Here is a 19915-nt window from a genome sequence, read left to right on the forward strand (position 1 = left end):
TAGATGAAGTTTAACTTTTTTTCAGTTCCTGCAAAATTGGACAGCAGCTTTCCTGAGTAGATTTACATTCATCAATCCAGCTCGACAGGCGGTTTTTCAGGCTTTGCAGTTCTTGAATACGTTGATCAATTTTATCCAGTCGTTGCTGAATCACCTGCCGCACCTGTGCACGGTCATCCAGTTGCAGTTGCAGCAATTCCTGTATTTCACTGAGTTGCAAGCCTGCATCTTTGGCTTTTTGAATAAAGCTTAAGGTTTCGATGTCTTTGTCATTGTAATAACGATAGCTCTGGGTGGTTTCAGGGATGCGCATTAAACCAATCCGTTGATAATAACGGATGGTTTCGACATTGACCTGACATTGTTTGGCCAGTTTTCCTATGGTGAGCATAAAAATATCCTCAAAATGACTTGACTCTGTACCTAAGTACAGACTTTATGCTAACACAATTGAAGAATAATATGAGGCGAGTCTGATGAATAAGCAACAACCATCTTCCTGCTGTGCCGGGGAAAAATCAGCACTTGAATTGGTGAACATTGATCCGGTCTGTGGGATGCAAGTTTCTGAGCCTTCAGCGCATAGTTTTGAATTTCAGGGGAAGAAATACCTCTTCTGTTGCAATGGCTGCCAGCAGAGTTTTGCCAGTAATCCTGAAAAATATCTTCAACCAAAAAGCAAACCTGTTTCCGGTTGTGGCTGTGCAAGTAAGGTGAAAGTGGCTGCCTCATCAAGTTCGTGTTGTGGCGGTGAAAAAGCACCACAGCAGGCCTATATTGACCCGGTATGTGGTATGACCGTGACCGATTTATCCAAACCGCATATCGAATATTCAGGACAACTTTATTATTTCTGCGGTCAGAACTGTTTGAATAAATTTCAGCAAAATCCGGAACAGTATTTAGCAAAAGAATCTGCAAAAGCTTCAGGTTGTGGTTGTGCATCAAAATCGCAGGTCAAAGCAAAAACTTCCTGTTGTGGTGGGACAAATGAGGAAACTGTGTCTCAAGAAGTGTTGACAGTAACAGATCCAGTCTGTGGCATGCAGGTTAAAAAGGATTCTAAATGGCATAGCCAGTTTGAATCAAAAGACTATTATTTCTGTTCGGAACGCTGTTTGACTAAATTTACCCAGCAAGCTGAACAATATGTGTCAGTCAAAGCCAAATCATCCTGCTGTGGTAGTCAACCAGAAGCAATGGAGAAAAAAAGTACCTGTTGCGGCGGTGAGCATCACGCTCATGCGGAAATAGCGCAAATAACACCTGCTACACCAACCACGCAAACACAGATTGATCCAGTCTGTGGCATGTCGGTGGATACATCGACAAATTTAAAAACCGATCATTTAGGTACCACCTATTATTTTTGTAATCCGTCTTGCCTGGAAAAATTTAAAGCTGACCCGGAATTTTATCTGATTCCGGCAGATCAGCGTCCGGTGCCGGAAGGGGCAGAGGATATGGATTATACCTGTCCGATGGATCCTGAAATTGTGCAAAAAGGGCCGGGAACTTGTCCAATCTGTGGTATGGCTTTGGAGCCTATGCAGCCGAGTTTGAATGATGCACCGAATCCTGAACTGGTGGATTTCAGCCATCGTTTCTGGATGACTTTGCCTTTGACCCTGATTGTTTTTGTTTTGGCGATGGGTTCGCATATCCATGCTTTTATTCCGCAGCATATTCAGCCCTGGATTGAACTGGTGTTGTCCATTCCCGTAGTGCTTTGGGCAGGCAAACCTTTTATTGAGCGCTGCTGGATTTCTTATAGAACACGTAATCTCAACATGTGGAGCCTGATTGGTGTTGGGGTGCTGGCAGCCTTTATTTATAGTGTCATTGCCACCATTTTCCCATCACTAATTCCGATGCAGGCAAAAACCGGTCATGGGGTCGCTGTGTATTTTGAAGCAGCCTGCATGATTGTGTCTTTAAGTCTGCTCGGGCAAATCATGGAGTTGAAAGCCCGAGCCAAAACCGCGGATGCATTAAAATCATTGCTGAAACTGCAACCCCATACCGCGAAATTGGTACAGAACGATCAGGTGGTGGAAGTGGATATTGCCATGGTCAAACAGGGCGATATTTTACAGATTGCTTCCGGTGAGCAAATTCCGCTGGATGGTGTGGTTGTCGAAGGCAAAACCTATGTTGATGAAGCCATGATGACCGGTGAACCTGTACCGGTAAAAAAAGAACTGGGTGATGCAGTGATTGGCGGCACGGTGAATCAGCAGGGCAGTATACGCATTCAAACCACAGCAGTTGGCGCTAATACCACCTTGGCGAAAATGATTCAGACCGTAGCTGAAGCGCAGCGTTCCAAAGCGCCGTTGCAACGATTGGCCGATGTATTTGCCAAATATTTTGTGGTGATTGTGCTCGCGATTAGCATTCTGACTTTTATCGCCTGGATGCTGTTTGGCCAAGCGCAATTTGATCTGGCACTGATGTGTGCAGTGGCCGTGCTCATTATCGCCTGTCCATGTGCCTTAGGGCTAGCGACTCCTATGTCGGTGATGGCAACGACAGGTCGTGCAGCGCAAAAAGGGGTGTTGTTTAAAGATGCCGAAGCGATTGAAGCCTTAAGTAAAGTCACCACCTTAATCATTGATAAAACCGGAACCTTGACGGAAGGCAAGCCGAGTCTGAAAGAGATTAAACTGCTTTCAGATACGGTTCAGCAAACACAGGCGGAACAATGGATTGCCTCGATGGAACAGTATTCGACTCATCCTATCGCGCAAACGCTGAGTAAACTGGTGCCGAATGATCAGCTGATCAAGGTCATTGAATTTGAAGATGTGGCCGGTTTTGGAGTTAAAGGACAAATTGAAGGGCAAACGCTTTATGTGGGCAGTCAAAAGCTGATTGATCAATTGGGACTCAAGCTTAATGCAGATGCTCAGGCACAGCTGGATCATCAACGTGCCATGGGCAATGTGATTAGTTTCCTGGCCAATACGCAGGAGGTTTTGGCTTATTTCTCCATTCATGATGCGATTAAACACAATGCCCATCAAGTGATTGATCAACTGATTGCTGATGGGATCGACGTGGTGATGGCAACAGGCGACCATGAGCAGAATGCCAAACTGGTTGCAGCTGAACTGGGTATTCAGCATGTCTATGGCAACTGTACGCCAACTGAGAAACTGGATATTGTGAAAAAATTTCAGGCGCAAGGCAAAGTGGTCGCCATGGCCGGAGATGGGATTAATGATGCACCGGCACTGGCCCAAGCCAACGTCGGTATTGCCATGGGTAATGGAACTGATATTGCTAAACAAACCGCACAGGTAACTTTAGTCAAAGGTGATATTCGTGGTGTGGCCGATGCGATTCATATGGCCAAACTGGGCGTAAAAAACATGAAGCAGAATCTGGCATTTTCCTTTGTCTATAATGGGCTGGGTGTGCCGGTAGCGGCCGGCGTATTTTATCCATTAACCGGATTGCTTTTAACACCGATGCTGGCGGCAGTCGCCATGTCACTCAGTTCGCTGTCGGTTGTGATTAACGCTTTGCGTTTGCAAAAGTCTGAATAACAGAATTAGACCAAATCAGTAAAAGAGAATACCCAAGATGGAAGTCTTGGGTATTTTTTTGCAGATAATAAAGATGATTTAAATAGCCAAATGATGATTACATCTTTAAATATGAATATTTTTTGAATAAAAAAATAGATCAATGGGACGGTATATATCTTTTAATAAGTCCAAAATCGATTTTTATTGACTTTGTATTGCGATACTTTCTTCCTTATACACTTTATTCAATAGTTTAATAAAATCCAGATTTCTTTTTTCTTCTAACTAGATTTTTGAAACGGAAAATCTTTCATTATTTTTTATTTCACTTAAGAACGATCAAGTTATTCACGAATATTTTAAGAAAAAAAATTAATATTTATAATCTTTTATATGGCTATTAATTAATGTATCTAACGATACAAATAACATTTATCTACAGTCTATGAAGGATATATTTAAAAAAATGGGCGAGAAATCTATTTTATAAATTATAGTATTTTGAATAAGTTGTTATTCTCATCTTAAATAAAGCACTCCGAAGATGCCGCTGCATGTCGTTACCCTGAACCCGAAGAAGTTCAAGGTGGACGCGACGCATACTTGCTGGGTTTCCCATACGAAGATGGGCATACGCTCTAAATATGCAGAACACAATCCGTAGATTTAAGTATCGGCAGGGATATAGACTCGCTGGCGAACACCTCAGAGATAGAATAAGTATAACTAATAATGAGGTTTTGGCAAATCCCCAGTGTGCAACAACTGCTAAGTTAAATCACAAACGCTGATAGTTTATTCAATTTAAATCAAAATTAAGCCTGATCTTCGACATCTTCTAAAATGGTGGCCAGTAAACGTTCGCAATGTGCATACTCTTGCAAGGATTTGTTCATGGCCAGCACTTCCTGCATCAGTTCTAAAGCCACCATAATAATCAGTTTGCTGGGTTCTACGCGTGGTGCTTTACGTCGAAAATCATCGTATTTTTCATTTAACAATTCAGCTGCACGCTCTAAATCTGCTTTTTCCGCTTCAGTCGTGGCTAAGCGGAAATTATGCCCCAATACCCGCAATTCAACCGCAATTTGTTCACTCATGATTAAATGTCCTCATTGGTATCGGTAGGGTGGGCAAGTTGTTGAATTTCTTGCGCATGCTGGTCTTGTGCTGTGCCTAAAATAGACAGACGCTGAATAATCGCTTCAACTTTGGCCTTGGCATGTTCATTTTTTTGTAACAATCTTTCACGTTCCTGCTGCAAACCCTGAATTTCCTGCTGTGTAGCACGTTGTTCATTTTGCATTTTTTCTTTAATGACACGTAATTCATTCCGTTCAGCCAGAATTTCCTGAAAACGGTTTTTAAGATCGGTACAGCTTTTTTCCAGGCGGCTATAACGGTCAGCTAAAGAAGCGGCATCGGTATTCAATTGCTTGAATTGTGATTGAGTTTCGCTCAATTGCTCGCTCAGGTTATCTATTTCTTCTTGTTTCTGAGTAATGATGCCATTTTTTTGCACAATTTGGGCATGATGGTGCTCGGCAGAATCTGCTTTTGCTGAACTAAGGGCATCATTTTCACTTTCATAATGCGCAAGTCGCGTTTTTAAAACGCCAATATGCGCCTGTAGACGCTGTAATTCTTCTAACATATCGTAGTCGCACAGTATCGCAAACAAAGGTAATATATAAGAAGTATAGAGATTGGATAAACGAATGCAAGACGATATTTCAGGTTGGTCGGAATGGCACCACAATTTTTCAAAAATTGAAGAGATTTCAAGCCCAAGTGAGTTACATGGGCTACTCACAGGTATTGTTTGTGTTACTCAAGCACCAACTGGTGATGAATGGCAACAAATTTTAGCTACCCTTGAAATTCCAGCATTAGAGCAACAGGTTTTAGATGCATTAACCGATGAAGCCGAAGATATTGCCCATGCTTTATCTGAAGATGAACTGGATTATTTACCTTTGCTTCCAGATGATGAACATGTTCTTGCGGATCGTGTACAGGCCTTGGCTGACTGGTGTGCCGGTGTAGTTTTAGGGTTTGGTCTGGCTTCAGGTCATATCCGTCAGGATGAAATGGAACTGATTGAACATCTACAAGATGTCGCAGCCGTTGAATTTGATGCTTCGGATGATGACGAAGAAGGCGAAGAAAGCTATCAGGAGCTTTACGAATTTGTACGCCTGATTCCTGTCAGCCTGTCTTTGGGTCGTAAAAAAGTTGAAGTGGCAGAAACCCCATTGTTGCAAAACATTCAGCCACAATCACAAAGCAGCACTGCTTCAGCAGACGCGAATAGTGTCGTTGAAATGTTTACCCCACATCGTCCGAGTTAATTCGGGCGATTGTGTTCAAGAACAGACCATTTAGAAGTTATAAACTCTATTCATAAAAGATAAAAGTACATTTAATGATGAAATTGACTCAAGCAGATTTTCAGGAACGTCGCGACCGCCTGGCAGAAGAAATGGGTCCGCACAGTATTGCCATTATTGCCACTAGTCCGGTGGCCATGCGTAATCGCGATGCGGATTATAAATTCCGTGCAGACAGCAGTTTTTTCTATCTGACGGGATTTGCTGAACCTGAAGCGGTCGCTGTGATTGAGACTTTTGAGTCGATTGATGAAGGTTATACCTATAGTCTGTTCTGCCGTGAACGTAATCGCGAGATGGAAATCTGGAATGGTTACCGTGCCGGTGTCGATGGGGCAGTGGATGATTATGAGGCGGATGAAGCCTATGCGATTGACCTGCTCGATGAAGAAATTATCGAGAAATTGCTGAATAAACAAAAGCTGTTCTATCGGATTGGTCAACAGGCAGATTTTGATGCCCGTGTAGCGAAATGGATTGCCACAGCCAATGGTGAATCACGCCGTGGTACCTCTGCACCTGCACAGGTCATTCAGCTGGACCGAATTGTAGATGAAATGCGTCTACATAAATCTGAACAGGAAATCAAACTGATGCAACTGGCATCGGATATTTCAGCAGAAGCGCATACCCGCGCCATGCAAACGGTGAAACCGGGCATGATGGAATATGCGCTGGAAGCAGAGTTGAATTACATCTTCGGCAAAAATGGTTGCTTGCCTTCGTACAACAGTATTGTGGGTGGTGGTAAAAATGGCTGCATTTTGCATTATGTGGAAAATGACAAAGAGCTGAAAGATGGTGATCTGGTGTTGATTGACGCAGCATGTGAATATCAGCTCTATGCCTCAGACATTACCCGTACTTTCCCGGTCAATGGTAAATTCAGCCCTGAGCAAAAGGCCTTATACAACGTGGTGCTGGATTCACAAATTGCAGCAATTGATGCAGTGCGTATTGGTAACTCTTACAAAGAGCCACACAATGTTGCAGTACGCATCTTGGTTCAAGGTTTGCTTGATCTTGGCATTATGCAGGGTGATATTGACGAGATCATTGAAAAAGAAACCTTCCGTCAGTTCTATATGCATGGTACTGGTCACTGGTTGGGTATGGATGTACATGATGTCGGTTCATACAAGCAAGACGGTGAATGGCGTTCCTATGAACAGGGCATGGTGGTCACTGTAGAGCCAGGTTTGTACATTGCACCGGATGATGAAACTGTTGATGCAAAATGGCGTGGTATTGGTATTCGTATTGAAGATGATGTGGTCGCAACTGAAAATGGGCCACTGGTTCTTACCAAAGATGTAGTGAAAACAGTAGAAGATATTGAAGCCTTGATGGCGCAGTAACTTGCAATGAATAAAAAAAGCCGGTCAGTTGATCGGCTTTTTTTTGTGTATAAGAGTTTTTTATGTTAAATGGATAGGGTTTTGGTGAAAATTATTTAAGCCGAATATACATATGATATATATGAGATGAGTCATTAGGTTTACGTTTATCTATCTCAAGATAATTGAGATTTTCTACTAATGCACCTAGTTTTTCATAACCGTAATTACGAGGGTCAAACGAAGGGTCGCTTTTAATCATATATCCTCCTACTCCGGATAAAGCAGCCCAATCTGAATCTTTGGATGAAGCATTAATAGCAACTCTTAGAGCATCTTTTAACTTTTTATCTTTAGATAATTCAGCTTTTTTAGTCGTTTTTGGCTGTTTCTGATCTACTACTCCGATAGAAGCTATTTCTTCAACTTTAGGTGTTAAATTTTCAACAAAAATAAATTGATCACATGCCACAATAAAGGCATTTGGAGTCTTTTTTTCACCAAAGCCATATACAACTAAGCCATTCTCTCGAATTCTTGTTGCTAGCATTGTAAAGTCACTATCTGAAGAAATCAAACAGAATCCATCCAAATGACTTTGATGCAGTAAGTCCATTGCATCAATAATTAAGGCTGAGTCCGTAGCATTTTTTCCTGACGTATAGCAAAATTGTTGGACTGGTTGAATTGCATGTTTATGTAATTCTTCTTTCCATGATTTTAAGTTTGGCTTAGTCCAATCGCCATAGATTCGCTTAATGTGTGCTGTACCGAAACGAGCGATTTCTTTCAGTAAGTTTTCACAAACAGATGCTTGAGCATTGTCAGCATCTATTAAGACAGCAAGTTTTAAATTATTTATTTCAGACATTTCTTACTATTTATCAAAAATTTTAATTAAAAAATATAACAATAAAATAGTAATTACAATAACTTAAAGAATTAATTATTATCAATATAGTATTTTTACTATGCTAATTTTTCTAAAATTAACATAGTACGGATTATACGAAGCTCGGACACTAGATCCATGCTATTAAATAACTTATTTTATAAGTCACTATACGGAGTAAAACCTATAGCTTGTGCCCCACTATTTTTATTTTTTAAATTTAGTTCTTTACAAATAATTGCATAAGTTTTTTTATTAAACCCTCCCTTAAAATCCCATTCATCTATTTCTTGTTTCATATGAACAATGCCTGAAATATTAGGATAAAGATTGCCTAAATTATTATCTGTTATATAACTAGATAATTCACTGCTGTATGTAAAGTTTTGATTACGAGTATCTTGTAGAAGAGCAAGGAGTTCTTCTGCTTCTATGCGTGTTAATTGATATTTAATAGCTAACCGAGATACTTCAGTCATTTCTAAGTTTTCCTAAAATTAACATAATACACGTAATACGAAATTTTTTATATTTTAATTTAATAATCAATATCTTATATAGATATTTTCTAGTAAAAAGCATGCTGGGATGGATTTTGTGTGAATCATTATGTTTATTGGTTGTTATTTGATCTCTATTTCATGTTTTAAATTAGAAAAAATAAACACGCTACTTTTTTAAAAACTAAGTGATTCAATGCAATCTCGATAAAAGCATCAAGATTCAATCACCTTACTTAGCATCAACGCTATTTCATTATAAAAATAAATGACTTTGCGGTAATATAAAATCCATTACAGATTATACGTATTTCGATTGAATCTCCTGAACTCGAATACCTCATAAAAAAGGATCAAAGCATGCAGCAAGAAGTCATCATTGTGGGCGGTGGTATGGTCGGGCTGAGTTTAGCCTTGATGTTGGCTAAGGCAAAGATTGGCGTAAAGCTGCTTGAAGCCATCAAATACCCAAATTATGATGATGCTAATCTTGCCCCATATCACTCAAGTTTTGATGCGCGAAACAGTGCCTTGTCACGCCGTACTGTTCAAATTTATCAAGAACTGGGTTTGTGGGATGCACTGCAAGAACATGCAACGCCTATTTTAGAAGTGAATATTACTGAACAAGGCAGTTTTGGTAAGGCACGTTTAAAAGCAGAACAAGAAAAGGTCGAAAGCTTTGGACAGGTGATTGAAAATGCCTGGCTCGGTCGTGTGCTATTAACCGAAGTTAAAAAACAATCGCTCATTGAGTTAATTGATGGCATTCAAGTGACCTCGTTAACCCAAGATGCAGACCATGCGTATATCGAAGCACAACGTGGTGAAGCGTTGCTGAAATTGCAATCCAAAATCGTGATTGCTGCTGATGGTCGTGATTCGTTCTGCCGTAAAGCTCTGGGTATTGGCACATCAGTGCATGACTATGATCAAGTTGCGATTGTAACGACGGTACAAACCTCTAAACCGCATCATCATGTCGGCTTTGAGCGCTTTAGCCCGCTTGGCCCTCTAGCATTGTTACCATTACCGGGCGAATACTGCCGTTCTGTGGTTTGGCCGGTACAAAAAGGCACAGAAGGTGAATGGTTGGGCGATGAAAATGACCAGCATTTTCTTGATGCTTTGCAGCAAACCTACGGTGACCGTGCCGGAAAATTCCAGAAAACCGGTAAGCGTTTCAGCTTTCCGTTGTCACAAGTACTTGCGGAAAAGCAGGCCGTGGGTCGTGTGGTGCTGATGGGCAATGCGGCACATACCATTCACCCGGTTGCGGGGCAGGGCTTTAACCTGTGCATGCGTGATGCCTATGTTTTACGACGTTATTTGATTGAGCAAGTACAAAATCAGGCAGATCTCGGTGATGCAGCCATGCTGCTCGACTATGAAAAGTCCCGCCTGACCGATCAGCAACGCGTGATTAAATTCTGTGATTCCGTAGTGCGTGGTTTTAGTAATAGCAATCCATTGTTGAAATTGATCCGAAACACCGGTTTAGTAGCATTTGATACCATTCCGGGCATTAAACCACTGGTTGCCAATTATGCAATGGGGTTAAAAGCATGAGTTTAAATCAGTCAGATATCCTTGATGTCGTCATTGTCGGTGGCGGTTTAGTGGGTGGTTTAACTGCCTTGCTACTTGCCCAAGGTGGAGTGCAAGCCACGGTACTCGATGCTGCACCCATTCTAGATACTGACAAAACCAAAAGTGTCGCCAACCCGCGTGTACTGGCACTCAGCCAAGCGACCATCCATTTATTAAAAACAGTCAATGTTTGGGACAAACTTGCCCGTCAGCAACCTTATACAGGGATGCAGGTGTGGAATAAAAATGGCTATGGTGAAATTAACTTTGGTCATGAGTCAAGCAAAACGCCTGCTGTGGAAAATGCACTCGGTACAATGGTGGAGCCGAGTTTATTGAACTTGGCCATTCAAGAGAAAATGCTGGAACAGCTGCAAGACTATCGTACCCAAGTCAAAGTCACTCGCGTCGAGCAAGGGGTTGGTGTGTGGATTATTCATCTTGCAGATGGCACGCAATTAAAAACCAAACTGGTGATTGGTGCAGATGGAGCAAATTCATTTGTCCGCGAACAAGCCTTTATTGACATCGACATTTTAGATTACAAACAAGCGGGTATCAGTTGTGCGATTAAAACCACACAGCCGCATCAGCATGTGGCGCGTCAGATTTTTCTGGAGACCGGCCCATTGGCATTTTTACCGATGGCCAGTTTAAATCCGGAACAGGAAGGATACTGGCAGTCAATTGTCTGGACATTGCCAGATGACTATGCTGATGAATATGTGGCTTTATCAGATGCTGAATTTACCCAACTGCTGACTCGCGAAAGTCATCACATGCTAGGTGAAGTGGTCGAAGCTACACCTCGGGCTAAATTTCCGTTAAAAGCACGTGCGGCACAACAATATGTACGCAATGGATTGGCTTTGATTGGTGATGCAGCGCATGTGATTCATCCATTGGCAGGTCAAGGGGTGAATATTGGCTGCTTGGATGCTGCCATTTTATGTGATGTCTTGTTGCATGATAAAAAGCGTGGAGTTTGGGCACATGAGCAAACTTTGCAATGCTATGAACATCGCCGTAAAGGTCAAAATGATGCCATGATGCACAGCATGTCTCTGATTGGCTGGATGGAAACTAGCCAGCTTTTCCCGGTAGTCTGGACGCGAAATTTTGGCTTAAAACAGGTGGAACAGCATACAGCATTAAAAGATGCCTTTCTGTCTCAAGCCAACGGATTGCAGATCTTAAAAGATACACGGTATGCTGTTTGAGCTCAAAGAACTGCTTTTTGTACAAATATTTATAAAAGGTTACTTTTTTGATTAAAAAAGATACGTTTTTTTTGAAATTGACTCTATGCGAAACCGGCAGAGATTGCTAAATTTCTTCCTAATTCGCAACCAATTCAAATTGGATTAATAGAAGTCATTTGTGGGGAGAAATTAAGATGACGGATATGAATGACTACGATGATGTAGAAGAAACTGCAGTGGATGAAGACGAAGCAAAAGCTGCGGAAAAAGGTGCATCTGATAGTGAAAGTACAGCAACTGATGGTGATGTCGCTGAAGCTGAAACATTGACCGTTACTGCCAAATTGAAACAGCGTCAGGCACTGGAAGATGAAGTGGCTGCTTTCCTTGCACGCGGTGGTCGTATTACAGAAGTTCCGCCAGACGAATCTGCAAAAGATTAATCTAAGCTTTGCTTGCGTCAGCAACGCTTGAGTCAGGAATATAAAAAAGCATCACAGTAGTGATGCTTTTTGGTTTTTAACTGTTCTATTAATCTTTATGGGTCAGTTCTAAAGCACGCTGATATGCCACTTTCTTTTTGATTCCGGTCAAATCAGCGGCCAGTTGCGAAGCAGCCTTGACCGATAAATCTTGCAATAAACGGGTTAATAACTGGTCCAGTTTTTCCTGTTCCAGATCTTTTTCGACTGTGGCACCGCCAATCACTAAAACGATTTCGCCTTTTTGCTGGTTGTGATCTGATTCGACAAATTCAACCAATTCGCCCAAAGTCATTTTTTTGATGGTTTCAAAAGTCTTGGTAATTTCACGGGCAAAACCCACAGGACGATCCGCACCGAACACCTGAGTCATATCTTTTAAGCAGTCGACAATGCGGTGGGGTGCTTCATAGATAATCATGGTCTGAGTTTCATCTTTGAGTTTTTCCAGCGCCAATAGACGTTGCGACTGCTTGGAGGGCAGGAAGCCTTCAAAACTGAAACGGTCACTCGGTAGACCAACCGAACTGAGCGCAGCAATGGCTGCACAGGCACCCGGCACAGGAATGACACGGATATTGTGTTCTTGCGCAGCACGAACCAGTTTAAAGCCTGGATCACTAATCAGCGGTGTGCCTGCATCACTGATCAAGGCCATATTTTCACCTTTCAGCAAGCGCTGGATTAAGATGTCAATTTTATTGCTTTCATTATGATCGTGACAGGCGGTCAGTGGAGTTGCTATATTAAAGTGCTTTAATAATTGAGCAGAAGTACGCGTATCTTCTGCTGCGATAATACTAACCGATTTTAAAACATCAATAGCTCGATAAGTAATGTCATCTAAGTGCCCAATTGGGGTCGCTACAACAAATAACTGAGCACTCATAAGGTTTCTCCAATGTTGAATAATAAAAAAATTTTGATGGGCTTCATGCTGTATTGCATTTTTAACCACGCTCAAGCTGAAGTGCTGGTCATTTTACCCGAATCGGGACCTTTGGCGCGAGCCGGATTAAGTATCAAACAGGGTTTTATGAGTGCTTATCAAGCATCAGGCTCGAAAACAGCGCTTAAATTTGTAAACTCGGATAAAAAGAAAATAGCCCAGCTGCTCAAACAATATGTGAATAAAAAAACGCAAATGGTAGTGGGACCTTTGGCACGTAACGAGGTAGAAGATTTAATCAGGGCCAGACCCAAGCTGCAGGTTTTGGCATTAAATGAAGTTTCTCCGCAATTGCCTAATGTTTGGCAATTTAGCCTGTCAAAAACCGATGATGCCTATGCATTGAATCAGGTCTTGCAGCAGGAGCAAATCAAAGAACTTTATATATTACGTCAAAAGAATGCAGAGGTTGATAATGAACTATTTCTCATGGCTTTACTGACAGAGGGTGATTATCCGCTCAATATGGTCGATCAGGTTCCACAAACATTAAATAAGCACTCAGGATTATTATTGCTGGGTAGTAATGAATGGCTGAATAGTCTAGAGCATCTACCTCGGAAACATATTTATACTTTACCGAATGCGATTGAAGAACGTCAGGTTTTACCGCAAGGGGTAAAGTTTTGCGATGCGCCAGCCTTATATCGTCTGGCATGGCCTGATGTCATTCAAGCCTATCAGCAGAATCCGGTGAGCATGCCTTATCAGCGCCTATTGGCGTTTGGAGGTGATGCCTGGCATATAATAATGCAATATCTGGAGCAACCCAATGTGAAAAGTATTGAGTTTCAAGGGCGTAGTGGAATGGTACAAATCAGCCAGAATCAGATTCGCCGTATTCCACAATGCTTTGAAAATACCCGAAATAAAATTCGGCCATTATCATGAACCATGATCAGCCGGTACAACTTAATTTAGGGCAATGGGCAGAACGGCAAGCCTTGTATGTATTGCAACAACAAGGTTTTCAGCTCATTGTGGCGAATTATCATTGCCGTTATGGGGAAATTGATCTGATTGTGAAAAAAGATATGGAGCTGATTTTTGTAGAGGTGAAAGCACGCTCAATAACAAAGTATGCACAATCATGTGAAAGCGTGAATTTTTCGAAGCAAAAGAAAATGATGAAATCAGCGCTGTGCTTTTTGCATGCCTATCCGGAATTTGAGCAGTTCTATTGTCGTTTTGATGTGTTTTGTTTTGATTTTTTTCAACAATTTGCAAAAACAATACAGCACGATTTTTCAAAATTCACTTATGATCAACAATGGATTGAAAATGCTTTTACTTTTGATCAAGAGTTTATTAATCTTTGAACAAAATCAGAGCATAAATGCTGAACTAAAATAGAAATGAATGATGAGGAGTCTTGCTGAGTGTTTAACCGTATTGCAATGACGTTACTGTGTGTAGCAAGTTTATCTGGTTGTGCAAGTTTTATCTCCAGTGGCACCGGATCCGCCCCAGTAGGTACAGAAAGTGGCGCGCGTTCACTGGGTCAGGTGTTTATTGATTCTTCTATAGAACGTACGGCTAAAATTAATTTATATAAACTGGATTCCCGTTTTAAACAGTCCCGTGTCAACATTGAAAGTTTTCATGGCAATGTCCTGTTGACCGGACAGGTGCCAGATGCACATTTGAAACAACTAGCAGAAGAAAATGTTCGTGCCATGAGTGATGTGAAAGCAGTACACAATTACATTACTGTAGGCAACCAGATTGGTTATAGCACCATCATGCAGGACACCACCGTGACTGCAAATACGCGTGGGCTGATCATGAAAGCTGTAGTGGTTTCGGATAGTAAGGTTCGTATTCATACCGAAGATGGTATTTTATATGTGATGGGACGTTTAAACACTGCAGAAATTAATGATTTGAATCAGGTGTTACAGCAGGTGGGTAATGTCACTAAAATTATTACTTTAATAGATAATATTGAGCAATCACGTGCTATGTCTTCAAGTTTTGGCAGTCCGATGGTGAGTGCACAACCTGTTGCACAAACCCCGGTAGCGATTGATCCAGATCAAGCTGAGCCAACCTCATATGCTCAATAAGGTCGCTGAAGTCGTCAAAAAGCAGATCAATCAAAACGTGGAACGGGTGAAAATTCTGTATAAGGATTTTCGCCTTTACGACTTTGGAAGTTATGCACTCAATCGTTTAACCCCGCGAAAGGGTTATACCGTACATGAAAATATTGCTTATGGTTTAAAGGCGCGCCATCGTTTAGATATTTTTTCAGCTCAATCTCCCCGTGAGCAACGTCCTTTGATTGTGTTCGTGCATGGTGGTGCGTGGTTGCATGGGGATAAAAAAGATTACCGTTTTGTTGGTGAGGCTTTTGCTAAAGAGGGTTTTGATGTTGCGGTGATTAATTATCATCTGGCTCCGGCGCATGTTTTCCCCAGTTATATTGATGACCTGAGTCTGGCACTCAATTATCTGACCCAGCATCAGTCCAGATTAAAGATTCAGACTGAAAAAGTGGTTTTAATGGGGCATTCGGCTGGCGCTTTTAATGTGATGTCGGCACTCTATCATCCCAAGCCATATAGCCTGCAATGTCGTACAAAAATTCGTGCAATTATTGGCTTGTCTGGACCTTATCATTTTGATTATAAAGATGATCCGATCTGTGCAGATGCCTTTGATCAAAGCGTACCTTATCAGCAGGTCATGCCTTATTATTTTGTGGAAAGCAATACAGTGCGACATTACCTGTTTTTAGCATCCAATGATCAGGTGGTGGGGCATAGCAATTCGGAAGATTTTCATCGAGTTTTGCAGGAAAAAGGTAATCATAGCCAGATGATTACCATTCCGGGCACCGGGCATGTCTCGATTATGGGATCGGTGTCCAGTCTGTTCAGTCGTTATTTTCAGACCAAACGACAGATTTTAACCGTGCTGGAAGAAGCGCTCAAACCTTGATTTACAGCCATTCCCGGGTGTCATCCGCCACAGGATGTCCTTCGGTAATGTGTTTGATCATGGCATGTGCAATACTGCCTTTAAATGGAATTTCAGGCAGTTGATCAAATTTAAAGAATTTTGCCTCGCTAATTTCTTCTTCTTGCAGTTGAATGTCGCCTGAAGCATATTCAGCACGAAAGGCGAGCATTAAATTACTTGGAAAAGGCCAGGGCTGGCTGGCAAGATACTGAATATTTTTGACTTTTAAACCTACTTCTTCCAAAGTTTCACGGCGTACGGCTTCCTCTAAAGTCTCACCTACTTCGACAAAACCGGCAATCAGACCATACATATTACTTTTGTTTTTGGCATTTTTCGCCAGCAGGATTTCATCGTCACCGCGTGTAATCACGGTAATAACGCAGGGGTTCACGCGAGGGTATTGATGATATGCACAAGCTGGACAGACCATGGCATATTCCGTAGCATGCGCGTCAGTGGCATGACCGCAATGACTGCAAAATTTATGATTTCTACGCCATTCTAACAGCTGAATGGCACGACTGGCAGTTTCAAACTGCTCGGTATCCCAAAGCGGTAATAATTGACGAATCGGAACCAGTTGCAAGCCGGCAGGAAGGGGTTCATTTTCTAGCAGATCACGGGCAATCACCTGATCACCCGTGTTGAAGTGAAGATCACTTGCGAGACTTTCTACCTGTGGAAGCTGAAAGTTTTCATCGACCAAAAGTTGATGTTGGTGGAAGATATACGCAAGTGATAATTCAGACATTAGGCTACAGTTTTCAGTTTTTCGCTACTTTCCAATGCTACATTAAACATCGATTGCAATACAGGCTGTTTCGATTTTAAATTGTCAATCATCATATCGGCACTGGCTAGAGTATCCAAAGTGTGATTGATTTGTTCAGCACTGATAGCAGCAGAGCTTTCAATTTGTGCCTGAATAAATGCTGCCGCTGTATTTAACGAGTTCTGACCAGATTCTGCATTCAGGAACAATAATGCTCCACCAATTTCACGTAACTGGGTGGCTGTGTTTTCTAAGGTTGCCAGATTGTTGTCTTGCAAATATTGCATCAAGCTTTCACTCGCCAGAGTCACTACGGCTTTGGATTCATTTAGCAATGCATCATGTGCTTCATCTAAACGGTCTAAAGAGATATTCATGTTATTAACACGAAGTTGTAGACGGCTAGAGGTATGATGACGTTCCAGCACACCAATCGAATTCATGGCAGACAGGATACAACTCATCAATTGCTGAGCAAAACTTTCATCTTTCAGAACTTCAGCCTGACTAAGCTGATTGGCCTGACGGGATAAATCATTGAAAGCTTCATTCAGATTGAGCACTCTGAAAATATTGGCAAGACTATTTAGCTTGTCTTGTAATTCCTTAGTTTTTTCAGCCGTCATGTTCTGATAGTTGTATTCGATATCGTTACGAATTTGCGCCATTTCGGTGGTGACTAACTCGCTAATGGTATGCATGGTATCGAAATCTGGACCATAAAGATGGCGGCTAAATACCTGTAATTGGGTATCGGTCAAATGATCTTCGGCTACATTCAGCTGGCTGCGGATATGCTGCGCTATATCATCTTCTTGGCTAATACATAAGCTTAAGATATTGGCCAAATCGGGCAAACTTGGCTTGAAACGATCTGGCGAGTTGAAAAATTGAGCCATATTGCGTTCAATACTGACCAGGGTGCGTAAACGCGGATCGTTAAGCAGTAAATGATCAATTTGATTAAATGCGACATGCACCAGATTCCAGTACTGTTTACTTGGCGTATTTTCTGCCAGACCGGCTAAATAGGCACCTGTTAACTTGATCGCTTGCAGATCAAACTCAGTTTCTTCCTGTTTAATCAGTTTGTGTAAAGACAATTTGTACAAGCGATGTACATATTGTGATTTTTCCAGACTTGGCGCTTGAGGAAGCTGAAAATCAGGCGTGATACAGTCGAGTAAGGATTCGATATGTTGACCTTCATGGGTAAGCGGTTTACCCAAGACAATTTCCAGACGGTTCAAGGTATCGAGCAGGAATTGCGGAATTTTAACTTCACGCAAGCAAATAAATTCTATATAGCGCTTCAGCATGGTCGTGCCTTCACTTAAGGCAATGACTTCCTGAGTGTTAATTTGCGCAGGATTCCCCATAATCTTGCGCATTAACTCCGCTGAATACTGAGCAATTTTCGCCAGACTTTGCATGTCAATCAGTGCAAGGACCTGAGCACATTGCTCGAACTGGTTCAAGGTATCATCAATACCAAAAGGCAATGTTTGGTCTTCTGCCAAAGTACTAACCGCTGATTCAACTAATTTAATTGAGTTATCAACCTCATTTTTTATTATCAGCAATGCAGTCGGGTCAAAATGAATAGAGGTTTGGTAAGACATGGATCTGCACCTTTCCTAGTGTTTTATCTGTTTATGAGCAGCCTGTTCAAGGCGAAACTTCTTTGCGTTTAACTATAACTTAACTGTTAAACGTTTAAATACAAAAAACAACTAGAAATGTAGATTTTATTTTGTAAAAAGACAAGCTGTTCCATGTTTTTCTTCAAATTGTTTGACCCAATTCTCATGTGCTTCAAGTTCTTCGGCAGAGGGACGGATAACTGGCAGGTCAATTTGCACCGCAGAACGGGCTGTTTGCGCTTCTTGTTGATAGCTCTCGGTCAAGGTATCCATGTCGAAGGAAACCTGACCACCGGTCATGGCCAGATAGACATCTGATAGAATTTCAGCATCCAGCAAGGCACCGTGGAAAGTACGGTCACGCTGTGGGATTTCATAACGACGCACTAAAGCATCGAGGGAGTTTTTTTGTCCTGGATGCTTGCTCTTGGCCATGGCCAAGGTATCGGTCACTGTACAAACTTCTGATAAGGCTACAAAGCCCGCACGTTTAAACTCCATGTCCAGGAAGTTCATATCGAAGGTCGCGTTATGGGCAATAATTTCTGTGCCTTTTAAATAGTCAAACAGTACATCAGCAATCTCTTGATACAGCGGTTTGTCTTTCAAAAAATCATCTGAAATACCGTGAATATTTTCAGATTCACCGACCGGTTTTTGCGGGTTGATATAGATATGAATCGAGCTGCCGGTCAGTTTGCGATTGACCATTTCAATCGCGCCCACCTCAATAATACGGTCGCTGTCCTGAAAATAGAAACCTGTGGTTTCGGTATCCAGAATCAGTTGCCGTGGGCCATGAACTTCTTTGGTTCGCGGTGTAATCACAATATGCGGATGCAGTGATTTTTCCGAAATGGGCGTAGATATATTTGCTGAAACGGCTGCGACTACTTCTGTTGTTTCATTTAAATTTTCAGCCTGTGGGATATCATCTGACACTGAATTTTTTACAGTTTCATTTTCCAATACCTCACTGTCCTCCTGCACATCGGCATCCATCAGGTCGAAACCAAAAGGGTCATCGAGCAGCCAGTCTTGCTCAGCTTTTTTTTTATCTAAACTTGGAGCTTGTGCTGAAGAATTTTTCATGGTTTTTAATGTGTGATCTGCACCCTGGTTTGCCAATTGGTCGGCCATTTCGTTCCCAGGATGTCCTGCATGACCTTTGATCCAGTTCCATTCAATTTCACGGCCTTGGCAAGTAGCATCCAGTAATTTCCAGAGGTCCGGGTTTTTGACATCTTTCCAGTTTTTCTTTTTCCAGCCGTGGATCCATTCGGTAATGCCTTGTTTCACATAGTTGGAATCGGTCCAGATAATCAGCTTGGCGTCACTTGGGCAAAATTTTATCCCTTCAATGGCTGCAGTCAGTTCCATACGGTTATTGGTGGTTTCCGGTTCGCCACCAAACAACTTATGTTCTTCAGATTCGGTGATCACATATGCACCCCAACCGCCTAAACCAGGATTGCCGCGACAGGCGCCATCGACATAGAGTGTGATTGTTTGAGTCATAGAAACCAAATCCGAACGAAATAAGAGCCAAATTGAATTGAGTGTAGTGCGTATTGTATAACGCAATTGCACTTTAGAACTGTATAACATGGTTATTTTTTAAATTCTTGTAACATTTATACTGAAATCGCGCTAAATTA

The 19915-nt window shown here is 41.8% G+C and carries 19 protein-coding genes and 1 other RNA gene; 10 read left to right on the top strand and 10 right to left on the bottom strand.

Annotated elements, in window-relative coordinates:
* Positions 1-10: 10 nt before the first annotated feature.
* Entirely contained in the window at positions 11-391 is a 381-nt protein-coding gene (locus FB6_RS07835; RefSeq protein ID WP_174559475.1) for a MerR family transcriptional regulator, read from the bottom strand.
* A gap of 85 nt (positions 392-476) precedes the next feature.
* Here FB6_RS07835 and FB6_RS07840 point away from each other — a divergent pair, with 85 nt between their 5' ends.
* The gene (locus FB6_RS07840; RefSeq protein WP_174559476.1) at positions 477-3551 is read left to right on the top strand and encodes a heavy metal translocating P-type ATPase; all 3075 of its coding nucleotides are present in this window, start codon (positions 477-479) and stop codon (positions 3549-3551) included.
* 513 nt (positions 3552-4064) lie between these two features.
* Here the strand turns inward: FB6_RS07840 and ssrS are convergent.
* The 3 genes from ssrS to FB6_RS07855 all read right to left on the bottom strand — a co-directional run bounded on the left by ssrS (position 4065) and on the right by FB6_RS07855 (position 5187).
* Positions 4065-4248, bottom strand: a non-coding RNA gene (gene ssrS, locus FB6_RS07845) — 6S RNA.
* Positions 4249-4348: 100 nt separating this feature from the next.
* Positions 4349-4633, bottom strand: coding sequence for a cell division protein ZapA (locus FB6_RS07850; protein ID WP_174559477.1), 285 nt, complete (start codon positions 4631-4633; stop codon positions 4349-4351).
* A gap of 2 nt (positions 4634-4635) precedes the next feature.
* Positions 4636-5187, bottom strand: a complete 552-nt coding sequence (locus FB6_RS07855; RefSeq protein WP_174559478.1) for a hypothetical protein — start codon at positions 5185-5187, stop codon at positions 4636-4638.
* Positions 5188-5251: 64 nt separating this feature from the next.
* On the opposite strand from FB6_RS07855, the gene FB6_RS07860 reads away from it, so the two are divergent.
* Complete coding sequence (locus FB6_RS07860; protein ID WP_174559479.1) at positions 5252-5884, top strand: UPF0149 family protein; 633 nt, start codon at positions 5252-5254, stop codon at positions 5882-5884.
* A 77-nt stretch (positions 5885-5961) separates the two neighbouring features.
* Complete coding sequence (pepP, locus tag FB6_RS07865; protein WP_174559556.1) at positions 5962-7281, top strand: Xaa-Pro aminopeptidase; 1320 nt, start codon at positions 5962-5964, stop codon at positions 7279-7281.
* Between the two features lie 91 nt (positions 7282-7372).
* Here the strand turns inward: pepP and FB6_RS07870 are convergent, their stop codons facing one another.
* Both FB6_RS07870 and FB6_RS07875 read right to left on the bottom strand, forming a co-directional pair.
* On the bottom strand, positions 7373-8131 hold the full coding sequence (locus tag FB6_RS07870) for an NYN domain-containing protein (protein WP_174559480.1): 759 nt from the start codon (positions 8129-8131) through the stop codon (positions 7373-7375).
* 179 nt (positions 8132-8310) lie between these two features.
* A complete protein-coding gene (locus FB6_RS07875; protein WP_174559481.1) occupies positions 8311-8631 on the bottom strand; it encodes a hypothetical protein in 321 nt (106 codons plus the stop codon).
* 381 nt (positions 8632-9012) lie between these two features.
* Here FB6_RS07875 and ubiH point away from each other — a divergent pair, with 381 nt between their 5' ends.
* The 3 genes from ubiH (at position 9013) to FB6_RS07890 (ending at position 11887) form a co-directional block, all read left to right on the top strand.
* A complete protein-coding gene (gene ubiH, locus FB6_RS07880; RefSeq protein WP_174559482.1) occupies positions 9013-10221 on the top strand; it encodes a 2-octaprenyl-6-methoxyphenyl hydroxylase in 1209 nt (402 codons plus the stop codon).
* Positions 10218-11462, top strand: a complete 1245-nt coding sequence (locus FB6_RS07885) for an FAD-dependent monooxygenase (RefSeq protein ID WP_174559483.1) — start codon at positions 10218-10220, stop codon at positions 11460-11462. The genes ubiH and FB6_RS07885 overlap by 4 nt, the downstream gene beginning before the upstream one ends.
* 176 nt (positions 11463-11638) lie before the next feature.
* Positions 11639-11887, top strand: a complete 249-nt coding sequence (locus FB6_RS07890) for a hypothetical protein (RefSeq protein WP_174559484.1) — start codon at positions 11639-11641, stop codon at positions 11885-11887.
* Positions 11888-11975: 88 nt separating this feature from the next.
* Here FB6_RS07890 and rsmI read toward each other — a convergent pair whose 3' ends face one another.
* Positions 11976-12815 carry a 16S rRNA (cytidine(1402)-2'-O)-methyltransferase gene (gene rsmI, locus FB6_RS07895; RefSeq protein WP_174559485.1) on the bottom strand — a complete coding sequence of 280 codons (840 nt, stop codon included), beginning with the start codon at positions 12813-12815 and terminating at the stop codon, positions 11976-11978.
* A 12-nt stretch (positions 12816-12827) separates the two neighbouring features.
* Between rsmI and FB6_RS07900 the strand changes: the two genes are divergently transcribed.
* Genes FB6_RS07900 through FB6_RS07915 form a run of 4 tightly spaced genes read left to right on the top strand, consistent with a single transcriptional unit; the run spans position 12828 to position 15818 of the window.
* Positions 12828-13766 (top strand): penicillin-binding protein activator, encoded by a 939-nt coding sequence (locus FB6_RS07900; RefSeq protein WP_174559486.1) that lies wholly within the window; start codon positions 12828-12830, stop codon positions 13764-13766.
* Positions 13763-14194, top strand: coding sequence for a YraN family protein (locus tag FB6_RS07905; protein WP_174559487.1), 432 nt, complete (start codon positions 13763-13765; stop codon positions 14192-14194). The genes FB6_RS07900 and FB6_RS07905 overlap by 4 nt, the downstream gene beginning before the upstream one ends.
* A 60-nt stretch (positions 14195-14254) precedes the next feature.
* A complete protein-coding gene (locus tag FB6_RS07910) occupies positions 14255-14941 on the top strand; it encodes a BON domain-containing protein (protein ID WP_174559488.1) in 687 nt (228 codons plus the stop codon).
* Complete coding sequence (locus FB6_RS07915; protein ID WP_174559489.1) at positions 14931-15818, top strand: alpha/beta hydrolase; 888 nt, start codon at positions 14931-14933, stop codon at positions 15816-15818. The genes FB6_RS07910 and FB6_RS07915 overlap by 11 nt, the downstream gene beginning before the upstream one ends.
* Before the next feature lies 1 nt (position 15819).
* Here FB6_RS07915 and nudC read toward each other — a convergent pair whose 3' ends face one another.
* The 3 genes from nudC to dnaQ all read right to left on the bottom strand — a co-directional run bounded on the left by nudC (position 15820) and on the right by dnaQ (position 19775).
* The gene (gene nudC / locus FB6_RS07920) at positions 15820-16593 is read right to left on the bottom strand and encodes an NAD(+) diphosphatase (RefSeq protein WP_174559490.1); all 774 of its coding nucleotides are present in this window, start codon (positions 16591-16593) and stop codon (positions 15820-15822) included.
* Entirely contained in the window at positions 16593-18236 is a 1644-nt protein-coding gene (locus FB6_RS07925) for a chemotaxis protein (protein ID WP_174559491.1), read from the bottom strand. Before FB6_RS07925 ends, nudC begins: the two co-directional genes overlap by 1 nt.
* Before the next feature lie 126 nt (positions 18237-18362).
* Positions 18363-19775: a DNA polymerase III subunit epsilon gene (dnaQ, locus tag FB6_RS07930; RefSeq protein WP_174559492.1), complete on the bottom strand. Its 1413-nt coding sequence runs from the start codon at positions 19773-19775 to the stop codon at positions 18363-18365.
* Positions 19776-19915: the final 140 nt, after the last annotated feature.

The sequence above is a fragment of the Acinetobacter bouvetii genome, from assembly GCF_902753875.1.
Taxonomy (GTDB): Bacteria; Pseudomonadota; Gammaproteobacteria; order Pseudomonadales; family Moraxellaceae; genus Acinetobacter; species Acinetobacter bouvetii_A.

Excerpts from the sequence above, each read along its gene's own strand:
- pepP (WP_174559556.1), top strand. The coding sequence starts at position 5,962 with ATGAAATTGACTCAAGCAGATTTTCAGGAACGTCGCGACCGCCTGGCA.
- FB6_RS07890 (WP_174559484.1), top strand. The coding sequence starts at position 11,639 with ATGACGGATATGAATGACTACGATGATGTAGAAGAAACTGCAGTGGAT.
- nudC (WP_174559490.1), bottom strand. The coding sequence starts at position 16,593 with ATGTCTGAATTATCACTTGCGTATATCTTCCACCAACATCAACTTTTG.
- FB6_RS07875 (WP_174559481.1), bottom strand. The coding sequence starts at position 8,631 with ATGACTGAAGTATCTCGGTTAGCTATTAAATATCAATTAACACGCATA.
- FB6_RS07885 (WP_174559483.1), top strand. The coding sequence starts at position 10,218 with ATGAGTTTAAATCAGTCAGATATCCTTGATGTCGTCATTGTCGGTGGC.
- FB6_RS07840 (WP_174559476.1), top strand. The coding sequence starts at position 477 with ATGAATAAGCAACAACCATCTTCCTGCTGTGCCGGGGAAAAATCAGCA.
- FB6_RS07925 (WP_174559491.1), bottom strand. The coding sequence starts at position 18,236 with ATGTCTTACCAAACCTCTATTCATTTTGACCCGACTGCATTGCTGATA.
- FB6_RS07905 (WP_174559487.1), top strand. The coding sequence starts at position 13,763 with ATGAACCATGATCAGCCGGTACAACTTAATTTAGGGCAATGGGCAGAA.
- FB6_RS07855 (WP_174559478.1), bottom strand. The coding sequence starts at position 5,187 with ATGTTAGAAGAATTACAGCGTCTACAGGCGCATATTGGCGTTTTAAAA.
- ubiH (WP_174559482.1), top strand. The coding sequence starts at position 9,013 with ATGCAGCAAGAAGTCATCATTGTGGGCGGTGGTATGGTCGGGCTGAGT.
- dnaQ (WP_174559492.1), bottom strand. The coding sequence starts at position 19,775 with ATGACTCAAACAATCACACTCTATGTCGATGGCGCCTGTCGCGGCAAT.
- FB6_RS07915 (WP_174559489.1), top strand. The coding sequence starts at position 14,931 with ATGCTCAATAAGGTCGCTGAAGTCGTCAAAAAGCAGATCAATCAAAAC.
- FB6_RS07900 (WP_174559486.1), top strand. The coding sequence starts at position 12,828 with ATGTTGAATAATAAAAAAATTTTGATGGGCTTCATGCTGTATTGCATT.
- FB6_RS07870 (WP_174559480.1), bottom strand. The coding sequence starts at position 8,131 with ATGTCTGAAATAAATAATTTAAAACTTGCTGTCTTAATAGATGCTGAC.
- FB6_RS07835 (WP_174559475.1), bottom strand. The coding sequence starts at position 391 with ATGCTCACCATAGGAAAACTGGCCAAACAATGTCAGGTCAATGTCGAA.
- rsmI (WP_174559485.1), bottom strand. The coding sequence starts at position 12,815 with ATGAGTGCTCAGTTATTTGTTGTAGCGACCCCAATTGGGCACTTAGAT.
- FB6_RS07850 (WP_174559477.1), bottom strand. The coding sequence starts at position 4,633 with ATGAGTGAACAAATTGCGGTTGAATTGCGGGTATTGGGGCATAATTTC.
- FB6_RS07860 (WP_174559479.1), top strand. The coding sequence starts at position 5,252 with ATGCAAGACGATATTTCAGGTTGGTCGGAATGGCACCACAATTTTTCA.